Here is a 13,142-nt window from a genome sequence, read left to right as displayed (position 1 = left end):
GGGGGATTGTGAAACTTGACTTTTTGGGGCAGCACCAGCGGACGCACATGTGCGGCGAACTGCGCGCGGAGGATGCGGGCACGTCCGTGATCCTGATGGGGTGGGTGAACCGGCGGCGTGACCATGGCGACCTGATCTTTCTGGATGTGCGCGACCGCAGCGGTGTGACGCAGGTGGTGGTGGACCGCAGTGAGTCGGGCGACTCGCTGCAGAAGGCGGAGGCGGCACGGCCGGAGTTTGTGGTGGCCGCGATCGGCACCGTGCGGCTGCGAGGCGAGGGCCTGACGAACCCGAACATGGCGACGGGTGAGGTTGAAGTCGTCGTGAAGGAACTGCTGCTGCTGAGCGATGCGAAGACGCCTCCGTTTTCGCCCGCGGAAGACGCGGTGCAGAACGAGGAGCTGCGGCTGGAGTACCGCTACCTGGACCTGCGGCGGCCGGAGATGCAACGCAACCTGCTGGTGCGGCACAAGGTGATGCAGGCGATTCGCGCGCAGCTTTCGAGCGAAGGCTTTTTGGAAATCGAAACGCCGCTGCTGACGCGGACCACGCCGGGCGGCGCGCGCGACTACCTGGTGCCGTCGCGGGTGCATCCGGGCACGGTGTATGCGCTGCCGCAGTCGCCTCAGATCTTCAAACAGCTCTTGATGATCGGCGGCATGGACCGGTACTTCCAGATCGCGCGATGCTTTCGCGATGAGGACCCACGGGCGGACCGGCAGCCGGACTTCACGCAGGTGGATTTAGAGATTACATTTCCGTCGCAGGATGCGATCTTCGGAATTGCGGAGCGGTTTGTGGCGGCGGCGTTTGCGGCGGCCTTCCCAGACCAAACGCAGCCGATTACGGTTCCCTTCCCGCGGATGACTTATGACGAGGCGATCCGGAAGTACGGCATTGATAAGCCGGACATGCGGCTGCCCGCGATGGCGGATTTGAGCGAAGTGCTGACGCCTTCGCTGCGCGAGACATTGCGGATCGAGCAGGCTCTGCCGGTGTTTGGCTTTGTAGTCCCGAGGGTGGGTGAGCTGAGCGGAACGGCGCGCAAGGCGCTGCTGGGCGAGGTGCGCGCGTTCTTTGGCGAAACGGGGCTGGATGTGCTGGACCTGGCACGACTGCGCACGAATGAGGCGTTTGTGCCGCTGGCTGAGGAGATTGGGGCGCACCTGAATGCGACGACGGTCGGGTTCAACGGCGACAACTTCACGACGAACGATCTGCCGATCGTGGTGACGCCGAAGCTGGGAACGCCGGCGCTGTGGAACTATGACCGGCTGTGGATTCCGAAGAAGGTTGGTGCGCTGCGGCTGGAGCTGGCGCGGAAGTACGCGGACAAGCACGGTCTGTTTGAGAAGAAGGGCACGGCCGAGGACTACCGCTTTCTGTGGGTGACCGACTTTCCGATGTATGAGTGGAATGAAGAGAAGCACACGTGGGACGCGGCGCACCACCCATTCACCAGCCCGCACGAGGCGGACATTGCGAGCGGCGCGCTGTACCACGATAAGGGTGCGGTGCGGGCGCAGGCGTATGACGTGGTGTTGAACGGGCTGGAGCTAGGCTCGGGATCGATCCGCATTCACCAGGGAGAGGTGCAGGCGGAGATCTTCCGCACGCTGGGCATGACGGATGAGGAACTGCACGCACAGTTCGGATTCTTCCTGAAGGCGCTGGAGTACGGCACGCCGCCGCACGGTGGCATCGCGCTGGGACTGGACCGGATCGTGATGCTGTTGACGGGGGCGACAAGCCTGCGCGAGGTGATTGCATTTCCAAAGACGGCGAAGGCGGTGGACCTGATGTGCGAGGCGCCGAGTGCGCCGAGCGAGGGGCAATTGCGGGAGTTGCACCTGCGGGTGGCGCCGCGCGGGTAGCGGCGTTGCGTGTACCCTCTCGCTTCGCGAGAGTTTGAGAAAAAGCAGATCCTTTGCTGCGCTCAGGATGACACTGTCTTAGGTTGACGCTGCTTGCATTGCGGGCACCGGTTGAAGGAACGCCACTGCTCAGCCTTCTTCGATCAGCCGGTCTTCCTGGGGAAGCAGGGTGAGTTCGCGCCAGTCGAGTTCTTCCTGCAGCTTGAGGTACAGGTCGGGGCTCAGGTCGGCGTCTTCGCGCATTTTTTCGAGCGCCTTGCGTTCAGCCCGGACGGCGATGAGGTCGTAAAGACGATAGCGCTCCAGGGTGGGTTGGCCGACCGTGGTGACCTCGCCGGAGAGCTGCAACCCGTACAGAAAACGCAGGCTGTCGGACTCGGGATCGTCGCGGGACTGCAAGGTATTGCGGCCGATGTGGGCGAGGTGTTGGCGCGCGAGCTTCATTTGGTCGGCGGCGCTGTCGGTTTCGTCCAGGCCGAGCATGCGGATCATGGGGCCGAGCGTCATGCCCTGCAGCACGAGCGTGACGAGCACTACGCTGAAGGCGGCGAGCACCAGGGTGTCGCGCTGCGGAAATTGCTGTGGCAGCGCAAATGCGGTGGCCAGCGTGACAAAGCCGCGCATGCCACACCAGCCCACCAGCACGGCCTGGCGCAGGGAGGCGCGCTGCGGCTTGCCCTGGCTGCGGCGAAGCCAGGTATTCAAGCGATTGAAGGTGATCACGACGGCGAAGCGGATCATGACCACAGCCGCGACGACCAGTGCCGCGAAGTGCAAGGCGTGCGACAGCGCCGCGCCGTTTAACCGGCCCAGAATGTTGCGCACCTGCATGCCCATGAGCAGGAATGCGAAGACATTGAGCGCAAAGACGACCGCGCTCCACACGGCAAAGGACTGCACGCGCATGCGGGTGTTGCGGTGAATGAGCTCCGGCGTGCGCGCCAGCACCATGGCAAAGGTGACCACGCACAGAACGGCGGAAAGCTGCAGCCGGCTGGCGAAGATCCACACCAGGTACGCCGTGCAGAACTGCAAGAGATTGCCGCCCAGCGTGTCTTTGACGAACGGATGGATGCGGCGCATGAGCAGAGCGCCGGCGTAGCCGAGCGCGATGCCTCCCGGCGCGGCGAGCAGAACGCGCAGGGTGGTACTCCAATGCATGCCGCTGGGCGCGCCCGCGTGCGGCACCAGCGAGAGTGCAGTGCTGTAAACCAGCAGTGCCGTCGCGTCATTGAAGAGACTTTCGCCCTTCAGCACGGTTTCTGTGCTGCGTGGAATGGAGGTGCTGCTGAGCACGGCGGTGGCGGCGGCAGCATCGGGCGGCGCAACAATGGCGCCTAACGTGAGCGCCGCGGCCACCGGGATGCCAAGCCAGCTATGGCCCAGCCAGGCAACCACGCCAGCGGTGAGCAGAACGGCAAGCACCGCGAAGACAAGCAGGGGGCTGAAGAGGCGGCGGGCTGCGCCCAGCGGAAAGTCGTAGGCGGCGTCCACGATGACGGGCGCGATAAAGATAGCGAGCGCTGTTTCTGGCGCGAGCGGAATGTTTGGAACGCCGGGAATGAAGGCGATGGCGACGCCGGCGGCGGCAAGCATGGCCGGGTACGGCAGCCTGAGACGGCGAGCGACCTGGAGCAGAACGACGGCCGCGAAGAGGAGGACGAGCAGGCTTTCAAAGAAGGTCATGGGGCTGGCCTGTCGCTAGCGAAGCAGCCGGGTTCGCATGTCAGGAGACGAAAGGAGCCGAACGGCGCGACGATCAAAGGAGAGAAACTCGTCAGCACCAAGCCGTTTGCCCTCCCAGGCGATTACGGCATCCGCAAAATCCGCACCACGTTTGAGCGCTGCGATGCCGTACTGCACGGCCGCGAGTTCGCAGCATAAATTTGGCAATGCAAGCAGATCTTCGAGCAGAAGTGCGATGTCTGTGCGTTGTTTCTGGTAACTCGTTCGAAGGACCCAAACAGCTTCACACAAAGCGGGCAGGGTCGCAACGATTGCTTTTGCTTCGCGAATGGTTTTCCTCGCAAGAGCGGCTTGAGCAGAACCGTCGTCGATAACGGCTCGCACGAGCACGTTGGTATCAATCGCCGTCGTCATCATCGTCATCGTCGAGCAAACCGGCCCAGCCTTTTGCAATCGTTTCGTTCATCTCTTCAATGGAAACCTGCTTGTCTGTTTTCCATCGTCCCAAGACACGATCGAAGGGAGTGTCCGGATCGACTGCGCGGAGCGAGCCTTCACCATGGGAGAAAACTTCCAAGGTAATTTGCTGGCCCGGAATGGCGCCGAGTTGTTCCGCCGCTTCGCGCGGTATGGTGATCTGGCCATCCTGCGAAACCGTGAGTGTCATGCCGCACCTCCTTGCGTGTCGATTGTAAGACGAGATGCCGTGGGCCGCGCCGCCGATGCACAATAGCGGCATGGCCGATACGCCGCTGCTTACGCCACGCGAGGCTGCCCGCTTGCTGGGCATCAGTTATCCCACAATCAAGCAATGGATTCTGCAAGGCAAGCTGCCGACGGTGCCCACGCCGGGTGGACACCACCGCATTGCGCAGGCTTCGCTGCAACCGTTTCTGGAGCGCGATGAGGAACGGCCGGAGGCGGAGTCGCGGGCGCGGTTCCGGCGGGTCAGCGGGCGCAATCAGTTGAGCGGCAAGATCGTGGACGTGCAGGTAGACGGGCTGATGGCGAAGGTAGTGGTGGCGATCGGCAAGCAGCAGATTACGAGCATCGTTACCGCGGACGCGGTGCGCGAGCTGGACTTGAAGCGCGGGGATGCGGTGGCAGCGCTGGTGAAGAGTACGGATGTGATGATCGAGCGGCTTGAGGAGTAGCGTTTCGAGCTTTCTACGAGGGGTGCTGTGCGTAGAAATGCGGGTTTCTCCACTCCGCCCGCGCAAAGAACGCGCGGGCTCCGGTCGAAATGACAAGGTGTGGGTGGGCACAATGCATGTTGCGGATAGACCGCCGTTACCGGCTATACCAATTGCTCGCTATTGGGCGGTGCCGATGTAGTATCCGTCGCGGGCCTGGATGGTGCTCTTCTTGTCGTTGGGCAGGTCGATGAGGATGCGGTGATAGCCGTCGGAGGTGTCCTGGGGCGTGAAGCCGAGGCGGTACTCGGAGCGGAGTTCTTCGGAGATCTGCCGGTAGATGTCGTCAATGTGCTGTTTGCCGGTGACCTCGAAGACGCGGCCGCCGGTTTCGTCAGCAATGCGTTCGAGAATTTTTTTACCGTCGACGCGCTGTTCGCCGCCGCGGCCCTGACCGCCGCCGTTGCCTCGGCCTCCGCCGCCAGGCCAGCCGCCACCGCCACCGCCACCGCCCGGCCAGCCTCCGCCCATGCCGCCGCGATGACCTCCTCCAGGGAAGCCGCCACCGCTGCGCTCTTCGCCTTTGAAGTAGATCGCGTACACGGTGGTGTTTGCGCGCTGCGCGGCCTCGATCGCGGCAGAGATGGATTCCTTGGAGCCGCGGTCGTCGCCGTCCGTCAGCAGGATGAGCGCCTTGCGATCGCTCTTCTGCGCAGCAGCTTGAGATTTCTGGATTACGTCATTTGAGGAAAGATAGATGGCGTCGTACAGGACGGTGCCCCCACCACGGTAGCTGCCCTGGCCGCCATAGCCACCATGGCGTCCTCCGCGGCCGTCATAACCGCCATTGCTGTTGCGGCTGTCCTGGTTGGGGTCGCCGCTGCTTCCGCTGTTCGGGTCCTGTTGCGAGTTCTGGCTGAACTGTGGGCGATCCTTGTCAGCATCAATCTTTTTCAGGCCTGCTTCGAGCCTGGGCAGCGAGCCGGTGACATCGGCGAGCAGGTCGGTCTGATGACCGAATTGGACGAGGAACGCCTTGTCTTTGTCGGGACGGAGCAGGGTGTCAAGAAAGGCGGAGCTGGCGGTGCGCTCTTCATCGAGCACATTGCGCTGCGAGCCGCTGACGTCGACGAGCAGGCCGACGGTGAGCGGTGCTTCGCTGTCCTTGTCGAAGTAGCGGATGGATTGCGGCTTGTTGTTTTCCGAGAGGGTGAAATCGGTCTGTTTCAGGTCGCGGACGATCTGGCCCTTTTTGTCGCGAACGATGACGGGAACCATGACGAGGCGGGTGTCGACCTTGATGGTCGGGGTGGTTTCGGGTCCGCTGGCTGGTTCCTGGGCGTGTGTCGTGAGAGAAAGTGCAAGAGCGGCGCACGCGGCGGTAAGGCGGAGCATGCCTGTTGGACGGATTGGCTTGGCCGCGTGTCTACACGATGCCGGCCTGGCCTGTTTGAAACTCGAGCCACGCCTGCACGAAGGGAGAACTGCCGGCAGCAAGAAGCGAGACAGCGTTGTTCCGGCAGGCGCATCCAACTTCGCCATGGAGCGCTCGCTGACCGGAGACCTGCCCACGCTCGACACGCTGGGCCGCGATTTACTGCACGTGCCGTGGGCGCGCCGTGCTGTTTCGCTCGTGATGCCGTTTCTGCTCACGGGGGGTTTCTTTGTCTTTGGGGTGCGGGCGGTGGCGCACCCGTGGTGGTGGGTGCCTGCGGCGCTCTGCCCGGTTGCGCTCAGCTTTCTGACATACGCCTCAACCTCGCACGACCTGGTGCATCGCAACCTGCGTATTCCCATGCCGTTGAACGAGGCTCTGCTGTGCGCCGTGGAGCTGCTCGCGTTCCGCAGCGGTCATGCGTACCGCGCAGTACACATGAATCATCATTCGCACTTTCCCGAGGAGGGCGACCTTGAGGGCGCCGCAGCCGGCATGAGCCTGCCCAGAGCTCTGCTGGAAGGCCTGACGCTGCAGTACCGGCTGTGGTGGTTTGCCCTGAAGCGGCCCGGCGCACACCGGCCGTGGGTGGTTGCGGAGGGTGCCGGCGCTGTGCTGCTGCTGCTTGCGTGCGTCGCTGCATGGCCGTGGTCACGCCTGCCGGCGTTATACGCGGCGCTGATGGTTGCGGGCAGCTGGGTGTACCCGATTGCGACCGCTTACATCGTGCACGATCCGCGGGGTGCAGACGAGTTGCACTACACGCGCCTGTTCCGCGGCCGCGTGCTCCAGTTTCTGGCGCTGGAACACTTGTTCCACCTGGAGCACCACTTGTATCCGCAGGTGCCGCACCAGAACTGGCCCGAACTCGCGCACCGGCTCGATCCGTATTTCCAGAGCAAGGGCCTTCGCCCGATCAAGCTGTTCTTCTGATAGCGAGCGCCCCCGGAGAGCAGAGCCAGCCTTTGGTTGCAGCACTGGCGGTTGGCCGCCAGCGCTCCAGCACTTGCACATGAAAGAAGCCGAGTCCGCATGCACGTTTACGATGGTTCCACAACGCTCACCCGCACCGATGCAGACCAGGACCACTCGCCGCTTTACGGTAATCAACGATGACGCAACGGGACTCTTTCCCGCGTTGATTGAGGACGGCCGTCCGCTGCTCGGGCTAATGGCACTCGGCCTGATCCTGTCCGGCATCTTCGCTCTGTTCCTGGCTGCCACGCACACCTTTCTACCGCATGACATTGCGTACCTGGGCATGCAGCCGCAGCAGCTTTGCGATCTGCACGCCTGCCGCATCGTCCATTTCATGTTTCACGACCGCGTCAGCTTTGGTGGCACCCTGATCGCCATCGGCACGCTGTACTTGTGGCTGCTCGCGTTTCCGCTGCCGCGCGGCGAAGCGTGGGCATGGCTCACGCTGCTGCTCTCCGGCATTTGGGGATTTCTCACCTTCTTTGCCTACTTGCTGTACGGGTACCTGGATTGGTGGCATGCGGTGGCGACGCTGGGGCTCTTGCCACTTTTCATCGTGGGCATCGTTCGCACGCGAAGCCTGGTGAAAGGGCCGGTACGGATGCGATGCCTGCTTGCTCCCAGCTTGCGGCTGACGTTGCGCACGCGGGAGGGCTTTGGCCGCGCCTGCCTGCTGTTCACCGGGGCGGGTATGACCCTTGCCGGTTCCATCATCACGATCCTTGGGGCCACCGTTGTGTTCGTTCCGCAGGACATGACGTACCTGGACTTCACCCGGTCGCAGCTGAATGCGCTCAACCCTCGCCTGATTCCGCTGATCGCGCATGACCGCGCCGGGTTCGGCGGCGGGCTTGCCTGCTGCGGTCTGCTGGTGCTGCTGATCGTGTGGAAGGCAGTGCCCGCACGTGCGCTTTGGCAGGCGCTCTTGATCGGCGGAGTAACCGGCTTTGGGTGCGCCATCGGCATTCACTTCCCAATGGAGTACACCAGCTTCAGCCATCTGTTGCCGGCGTATATCGGCGCGGCTCTGTACGCGGTCGGCATCGTTTGTTATTGGCCGGGCGCGAAGCAGAGGGCCTGAGTGGTTTTGAACGATGGGGTCAGGAGGGCGCGGTCTTCCCAGTGGAGGTCAGCGAGGGTTGAACTCCGTCGACCCCAGCCTTCGCGCGGAGTGCGCGCGAAGAGTGGGGCACGGTGGTCCGCTGCCGACCCGCCCACCTTGGCCGCAAACAGCGCGGCGAAGGTGGGGCACATGGTGGCTGCTACTTAGAAGTTGTTGCGGGGGACAGTGGAGCCGCTGCGGCCGACGAGGAAGTCGAAGTCGGCGCCGACGTCAGCTTGCATGACGTGTTCGATGTAGAGCTTTGTGTAGCCGCGATCCGGTGTATTGGTGGGCGGCTGCCATAGGGCGCGACGGACGGCCAGATCTTCGTCGCTGACGTGGAGTTCGAGGGTGCGGGATTCGAGGTCGAGGGTGATGAGGTCGCCGTTCTGCACCAGGGCGAGGTTGCCGCCGACCGCGGCTTCGGGCGCGCAGTGCAGGACGACAGTGCCGTAGGCGGTGCCGGACATGCGGGCGTCGGAGATGCGAACCATGTCGGTAATGCCGCGCTTGAGCAGCTTGGGAGGCAGGGGCAGGTTGCCGACCTCGGCCATGCCGGGGTAGCCCCTGGGGCCGCAGTTTTGCAGGACCATAACCGAGTTCTCGTCGATGTCGAGACTGTCGTCGTTAATGCGGGCGCGGAGGTCTTCAATGGTGCTGAAGACGACGGCGGGACCGGTATGTTTGGTGAGCGCGTCGGAAGCGGCGGAGGGCTTGAGCACGGCGCCGCTCGGAGCGAGGTTGCCCTTGAGCACGGCGATGCCGCCGACCGGCTTGAAGGGTTCGGTGAAGGTGTGGATGACCTCGGGCCGCCAGTTGGGGGCGTTCTGGTTGTTCTGCCAGATGGTCTTGCCGTTGACCGTGAGCGCGTCGCGGTGGAGCAGGTTGTGCTCGCCGAGCTCCCGCAGGATCGCGGGCAGGCCACCGGCTTCGAAGAAGTCCTCCATCAGGAAGTTGCCCTGCGGCATGATGTTGAGCAGGCAGGGCACGTTGCGGCCGAGCGTGTCCCAGTCATCCAGGCTCATCTCCAGGTTCATGCGGCGGGCGAGCGCGATGTGGTGGATGACGGCGTTGGTGGAGCCGCCGATCGCGGCGTTGACGCGGATGGCGTTTTCGAGCGACTCGCGCGTGATGATGCCGGACATCTTGACGTCCTGACGGACGAGGTCGACGATGCGGCGGCCGGACTCGCGCGAAAGCAGGTTGCGGCGCGCATCGACCGCGGGGATGGCGGCGTTGCCGGGCAAGGAGATGCCGAGCGATTCGACCATGCAGGCCATGGTGGAGGCGGTACCCATGGTCATGCAGGTGCCGTGTGAGCGATGCATGCAGGCTTCGGCTTCGTGGTACTCGTCGAGCGTGATTTCGCCGGCGCGGAGCTGTTCGCCCATGGAGATGGTGGTGGTGCCGGAGCCGATGTAGGTGCCGCGGTAGACGCCGCGCAGCATGGGTCCGGCGGAGATGCCGATGGTCGGAATGTCGACCGAGGCGGCGCCCATCAGCAACGAGGGCGTGGTCTTGTCGCAGCCCATGAGCAGGACGACGCCGTCGAGCGGGTTGGAGCGGATGGACTCTTCCACCTCCATGGCGGCGAGATTGCGATAGAGCATGGCGGAGGGGCGCGTGAGGGTTTCGCCGGGAGACATGGCCGGGAACTCCAGCGGGAAGCCGCCGGCTTCGAGCACGCCCCAGCGCACGTGGTCGGCGAGCGTTTGGAAGTGGGTGTTGCAGGGTGTGAGCTCGGACCAGGTGTTGCAGATGCCGATGACGGGGCGGCCCTCGAAGAGATCCTGGGGGAAGCCGCGGTTTTTGAGCCAGGAGCGGTAGTAGAAGCCGTTTTTGTCCTGGCGGCCGAACCATTGCTGGGAGCGTAGGGTTGGGTTGTCGGTGCTCATGGCGTTGTCTCCGGTGCGGGCGAGCGTGTTACCTCGGGGGCTGAAGCCCGGGTGGGTAAGCGGGTTCGGGATCTACCTCGGCGGCTAAAGCCGCTGTCGGGCTTGCGCTTCGCGCTCGCGTTTGGAAGTGCAGGTTTCTCCACTGCGCACCCACGATGGAGCTGTGGGTGCTTCGGTCGAAATGACAAGGTTGTGGCAGTGATCGTCCAGATGCATAAGCTTCTAAAGCGCGCGGGCGGGGATAACGTGTTGATTTTGCTCGCCGAGGCCCTGGACGGTGAGGTGCATGGTGTCGCCGGGTTTCAGGAAGATGGGTTCGGGCTTCTGGCCCATGCCGACGCCAGGTGGTGTGCCGGTCGCGATGAAGTCGCCGGGTTGCAGGGTCATGAATTGTGAGAGGTAGCTGACAAGGTAGCGGACGGTGTAGACCATGTCTGCGGTGGTGCCGGTCTGCATGCGCTTGCCGTTGACGTCGAGGGACAGGGAGAGCTTTTGCGGGTCGGGGACTTCATCGGCGGTGACGAGCCAGGGGCCGATGGGGCCGAAGGTGTCGTGCGATTTGCCCTTGACCCACTGGCCCTGGCGCTCGAGCTGGAAGTGGCGTTCGGAGACATCGTTGGCAACGCAATAGCCGGCGACGTGATCGAGAGCCTCTTCTTCGGTGACGTACTTCGCGGGCTTGCCGATGACGACGCCGAGCTCGACCTCCCAGTCGGTCTTGTGCGCGTTGCGGGGGATTTCCACGTCGTCGTTGGGACCGACGATGGCGGAGGTGGCTTTCATGAAGAGGATGGGTTCGGGCGGAACTTTCATGGTGGCTTCGGCGGCATGGTCGGTGTAGTTGAGGCCGATGCAGATGTACTTGCCGGTACCGGCGACGCAAGGACCGAGGCGCGGTGTGCCAGGGACGACCGGAAGGTCGTTGAGGTTGAGCGTGGCGAGGCGTTGCAGCGAGCCGGGCAGCAGGACTTCGCCGGCGATGTCAGCCACCTGAGAGGAGAGGTCGCGGATTTGGCCGTTGCTGTCGAGGATGCCGGGGAGTTCTGCGCCGGGGGCGCCGTAGCGTAGGAGCTTCATTCGATTCCTATCTGGGTCTTCACCTCAGCGGCTAAAGCCGCAAGATGCGTTGTAGGTCGGGTTTCTACCTCGGAGGCGTCAAGCCTCCCTATTTGGGTTGCAGGTCGGCCGTGGGTGTGGCGTGGCCGGGTGTAGCGCGGATGCGCTGGATCTTGTAGTTGGAGGTGATGAACTGGTAGCCGGCGCGGTCGATGGCCTGGTCGGAGGGGCCGTGTTCGCCGTAGGGCTGGCCGGAAAGTGAAGCGAAGGCGCGGACAGGGTGGCCGAGGTGCTTTTGGAAGTCGAGCTGCGGGCCGACGGTTTCGTTCTCCAGGTATTTGAGGTCGTCGAGCTGCAGCTTGGCATGGTTGCGCGTGTGGCAGGCGATCACGTGACGACCGTCCATAGCCTTGATCTCGTCCCAGGAGAGAGCGTAGCGGCCATCAGGGTACTCGTTATGAATGATTTTGAGCGTGCGGCTGGAGACGAACTGCTGCTGCGTGGCGGCAGGCTCGCTGACGAAGAGCGTGGGCACATAGAACCAGCCGACGAAGCCGTATTTTTCGAGCAGCAGCCGCATGTTGTCGTAGCCATTGCGGTAGCCGTTGAAGACAGCGATCAGCAGGCCCGGCTTCGGCTTGTGCCACTCGCCCGTGGCCAGGTAGCGATCAAGCTCGTCTTCGTTGACGGAGCTGAAGGCGCTGCTCCAGTGCTTGAGTTGTGCGTCCACCTCGGCGATGCGGTGGGTCGGGATGTTGTGGAAGTTCGCGGTGCGGATGAGCGGCGCGGAACGCAGCAGGGCGCTTTCCTCGTTGGCTTCTGCCTGGAACGACTTAGGTGGCATTAGGCGCTCCCGAACCGACGCGCTGAATGCGGTAGTTGGAAAAGACAAACTCGAAGCCTGCTTCGACGACGAGCTTGGCCGTGTCGACCTCAGGGTGCTCGTTCTGCGCCGGTCCACGCAGCGAAGCGAAGGTGCGTGCGGGGTGGCCGAGGTTTTTGCGAAAGTCTTCCTGCGAGCCAAAGATCTCTGCCCGCCGCGCTTCCTCGCTGAGCCCGGACAGCTCCGCGTGATTGCGCGCGTGGTTGGCGATGACGTGCTTTTTGGAGAGTTCCCCGATCTCTTCCCACGTGAGCGCGTAGCGGCCGTTGGGGTATTCCCGCGTTTGCATGCCGATGTGGTGTCCCTTGGCATACGTGATCTGGTCGGGTACGGCACCCTTGATGAACTCGGTGATGATGAAATACCAGCCGATAAAGCCGTACTTTTCGAGCAGCGGAGCCATCACGTCGTAGCCGTTGCGATAGCCCTCATAGACGACCGGGATCAAACCCGGCTTCGGCTTGTGCCACTCGCCCGTTTCGAGGTAGCCGCGCAGATCGTCTTCGCTGACCGAAGTGAAGTCCTTGCTGTACCGTTGTAAGCCCTGTTCCAGATCGGCGGCTTCACTGCGGGGTGTGTTGTGATAATTCACCACGCGCATGAGTGGGCGGTCGCGCAACAGCACCTCTTGCTGTTTGGCAACTTCGGCGAAGGTCAGAGTGCTCACAGGTTTGTGTCCTTTCCGCCGCTCCGGAAGTCACGCGCAGAGAGTAGCTCGACGAGCTTAGGCAAGTCCGCAGCGGGTGCGTCCGGGTGCATGCGATTCCAGGCGTCGGTGTACTGCTGGAAGGCATCCGCCACGGCGTTGTTCATGGGCTTGGAGTAACGCGCTGGGACAGGCTGCTTCGCGGTCAGGTCTTCGCAGGCCAGGATCATGGGAACACCGACTTCGGAGTACTCGGTTGCGCTGACCTTGTCGATTGCGGCTTGCAATTGCGCGTCGTAGGTGGCTGAGGTGGCTTGTGCGGCGGCGGGCGTACTGCTGGAAACGATGGTCGCGAGCGGTGTGCGCGCGAGGCCGGAGCCAAACGCGAGGCTCGCGGCGGCGGTCTTGCCGAACAGGATAAGCAATGCGCGACGGTTCATGGTGGAACTCCTGA

13 protein-coding genes are annotated in these 13,142 nt (G+C 63.4%); 4 read left to right on the top strand and 9 right to left on the bottom strand.

Going from position 1 to position 13,142, the window contains the following annotated elements; all coding sequences use genetic code 11:
* Window positions 1–8 precede the first annotated feature (8 nt).
* On the top strand, window positions 9–1,874 hold the full coding sequence (gene aspS / locus ACOFKT_RS17830) for an aspartate--tRNA ligase (RefSeq protein ID WP_419805335.1): 1,866 nt from the start codon (window positions 9–11) through the stop codon (window positions 1,872–1,874).
* Between the two features lie 129 nt (window positions 1,875–2,003).
* Here the strand turns inward: aspS and ACOFKT_RS17825 are convergent, their stop codons facing one another.
* From ACOFKT_RS17825 to ACOFKT_RS17815, 3 genes are read right to left on the bottom strand one after another with little or no spacing between them, the layout of a single operon-like run.
* A complete protein-coding gene (locus ACOFKT_RS17825) occupies window positions 2,004–3,560 on the bottom strand; it encodes a cation:proton antiporter (protein WP_419805334.1) in 1,557 nt (518 codons plus the stop codon).
* 15 nt (window positions 3,561–3,575) lie between these two features.
* The gene (locus ACOFKT_RS17820) at window positions 3,576–3,983 is read right to left on the bottom strand and encodes a type II toxin-antitoxin system VapC family toxin (RefSeq protein ID WP_419805333.1); all 408 of its coding nucleotides are present in this window, start codon (window positions 3,981–3,983) and stop codon (window positions 3,576–3,578) included.
* On the bottom strand, window positions 3,958–4,227 hold the full coding sequence (locus tag ACOFKT_RS17815; RefSeq protein ID WP_419805332.1) for an AbrB/MazE/SpoVT family DNA-binding domain-containing protein: 270 nt from the start codon (window positions 4,225–4,227) through the stop codon (window positions 3,958–3,960). Before ACOFKT_RS17815 ends, ACOFKT_RS17820 begins: the two co-directional genes overlap by 26 nt.
* Before the next feature lie 34 nt (window positions 4,228–4,261).
* Here ACOFKT_RS17815 and ACOFKT_RS17810 point away from each other — a divergent pair, with 34 nt between their 5' ends.
* On the top strand, window positions 4,262–4,714 hold the full coding sequence (locus ACOFKT_RS17810; RefSeq protein ID WP_419805331.1) for a TOBE domain-containing protein: 453 nt from the start codon (window positions 4,262–4,264) through the stop codon (window positions 4,712–4,714).
* Between the two features lie 159 nt (window positions 4,715–4,873).
* Here the strand turns inward: ACOFKT_RS17810 and ACOFKT_RS17805 are convergent, their stop codons facing one another.
* Window positions 4,874–6,088, bottom strand: a complete 1,215-nt coding sequence (locus ACOFKT_RS17805) for a VWA domain-containing protein (RefSeq protein ID WP_419805330.1) — start codon at window positions 6,086–6,088, stop codon at window positions 4,874–4,876.
* Window positions 6,089–6,143: 55 nt separating this feature from the next.
* Between ACOFKT_RS17805 and ACOFKT_RS17800 the strand changes: the two genes are divergently transcribed.
* Both ACOFKT_RS17800 and ACOFKT_RS17795 read left to right on the top strand, forming a co-directional pair.
* A complete protein-coding gene (locus ACOFKT_RS17800) occupies window positions 6,144–7,061 on the top strand; it encodes a fatty acid desaturase family protein (protein ID WP_419805329.1) in 918 nt (305 codons plus the stop codon).
* Window positions 7,062–7,200: 139 nt separating this feature from the next.
* Complete coding sequence (locus ACOFKT_RS17795) at window positions 7,201–8,187, top strand: hypothetical protein (protein ID WP_419805328.1); 987 nt, start codon at window positions 7,201–7,203, stop codon at window positions 8,185–8,187.
* A gap of 185 nt (window positions 8,188–8,372) precedes the next feature.
* On the opposite strand, the gene ACOFKT_RS17790 is transcribed toward ACOFKT_RS17795, so the two are convergent.
* The 5 genes from ACOFKT_RS17790 to ACOFKT_RS17770 all read right to left on the bottom strand — a co-directional run bounded on the left by ACOFKT_RS17790 (window position 8,373) and on the right by ACOFKT_RS17770 (window position 13,128).
* The gene (locus ACOFKT_RS17790; protein WP_419805327.1) at window positions 8,373–10,103 is read right to left on the bottom strand and encodes an IlvD/Edd family dehydratase; all 1,731 of its coding nucleotides are present in this window, start codon (window positions 10,101–10,103) and stop codon (window positions 8,373–8,375) included.
* 222 nt (window positions 10,104–10,325) lie between these two features.
* On the bottom strand, window positions 10,326–11,180 hold the full coding sequence (locus ACOFKT_RS17785) for a fumarylacetoacetate hydrolase family protein (RefSeq protein WP_419805326.1): 855 nt from the start codon (window positions 11,178–11,180) through the stop codon (window positions 10,326–10,328).
* 88 nt (window positions 11,181–11,268) lie between these two features.
* Window positions 11,269–12,003 carry a polysaccharide deacetylase family protein gene (locus ACOFKT_RS17780; RefSeq protein ID WP_419805325.1) on the bottom strand — a complete coding sequence of 245 codons (735 nt, stop codon included), beginning with the start codon at window positions 12,001–12,003 and terminating at the stop codon, window positions 11,269–11,271.
* Entirely contained in the window at window positions 11,993–12,709 is a 717-nt protein-coding gene (locus tag ACOFKT_RS17775; RefSeq protein WP_419805324.1) for a polysaccharide deacetylase family protein, read from the bottom strand. Before ACOFKT_RS17775 ends, ACOFKT_RS17780 begins: the two co-directional genes overlap by 11 nt.
* A complete protein-coding gene (locus ACOFKT_RS17770; RefSeq protein WP_419805323.1) occupies window positions 12,706–13,128 on the bottom strand; it encodes a hypothetical protein in 423 nt (140 codons plus the stop codon). The genes ACOFKT_RS17775 and ACOFKT_RS17770 overlap by 4 nt, the downstream gene beginning before the upstream one ends.
* Window positions 13,129–13,142 lie beyond the last annotated feature (14 nt).

The organism is Terriglobus sp. (assembly GCF_965201105.1).
In the GTDB taxonomy this organism is placed as follows: Bacteria; Acidobacteriota; Terriglobia; order Terriglobales; family Acidobacteriaceae; genus Terriglobus.
Note: the sequence above shows the minus strand (reverse complement) of the source record. Positions and strands in the feature narration are given on the sequence as shown.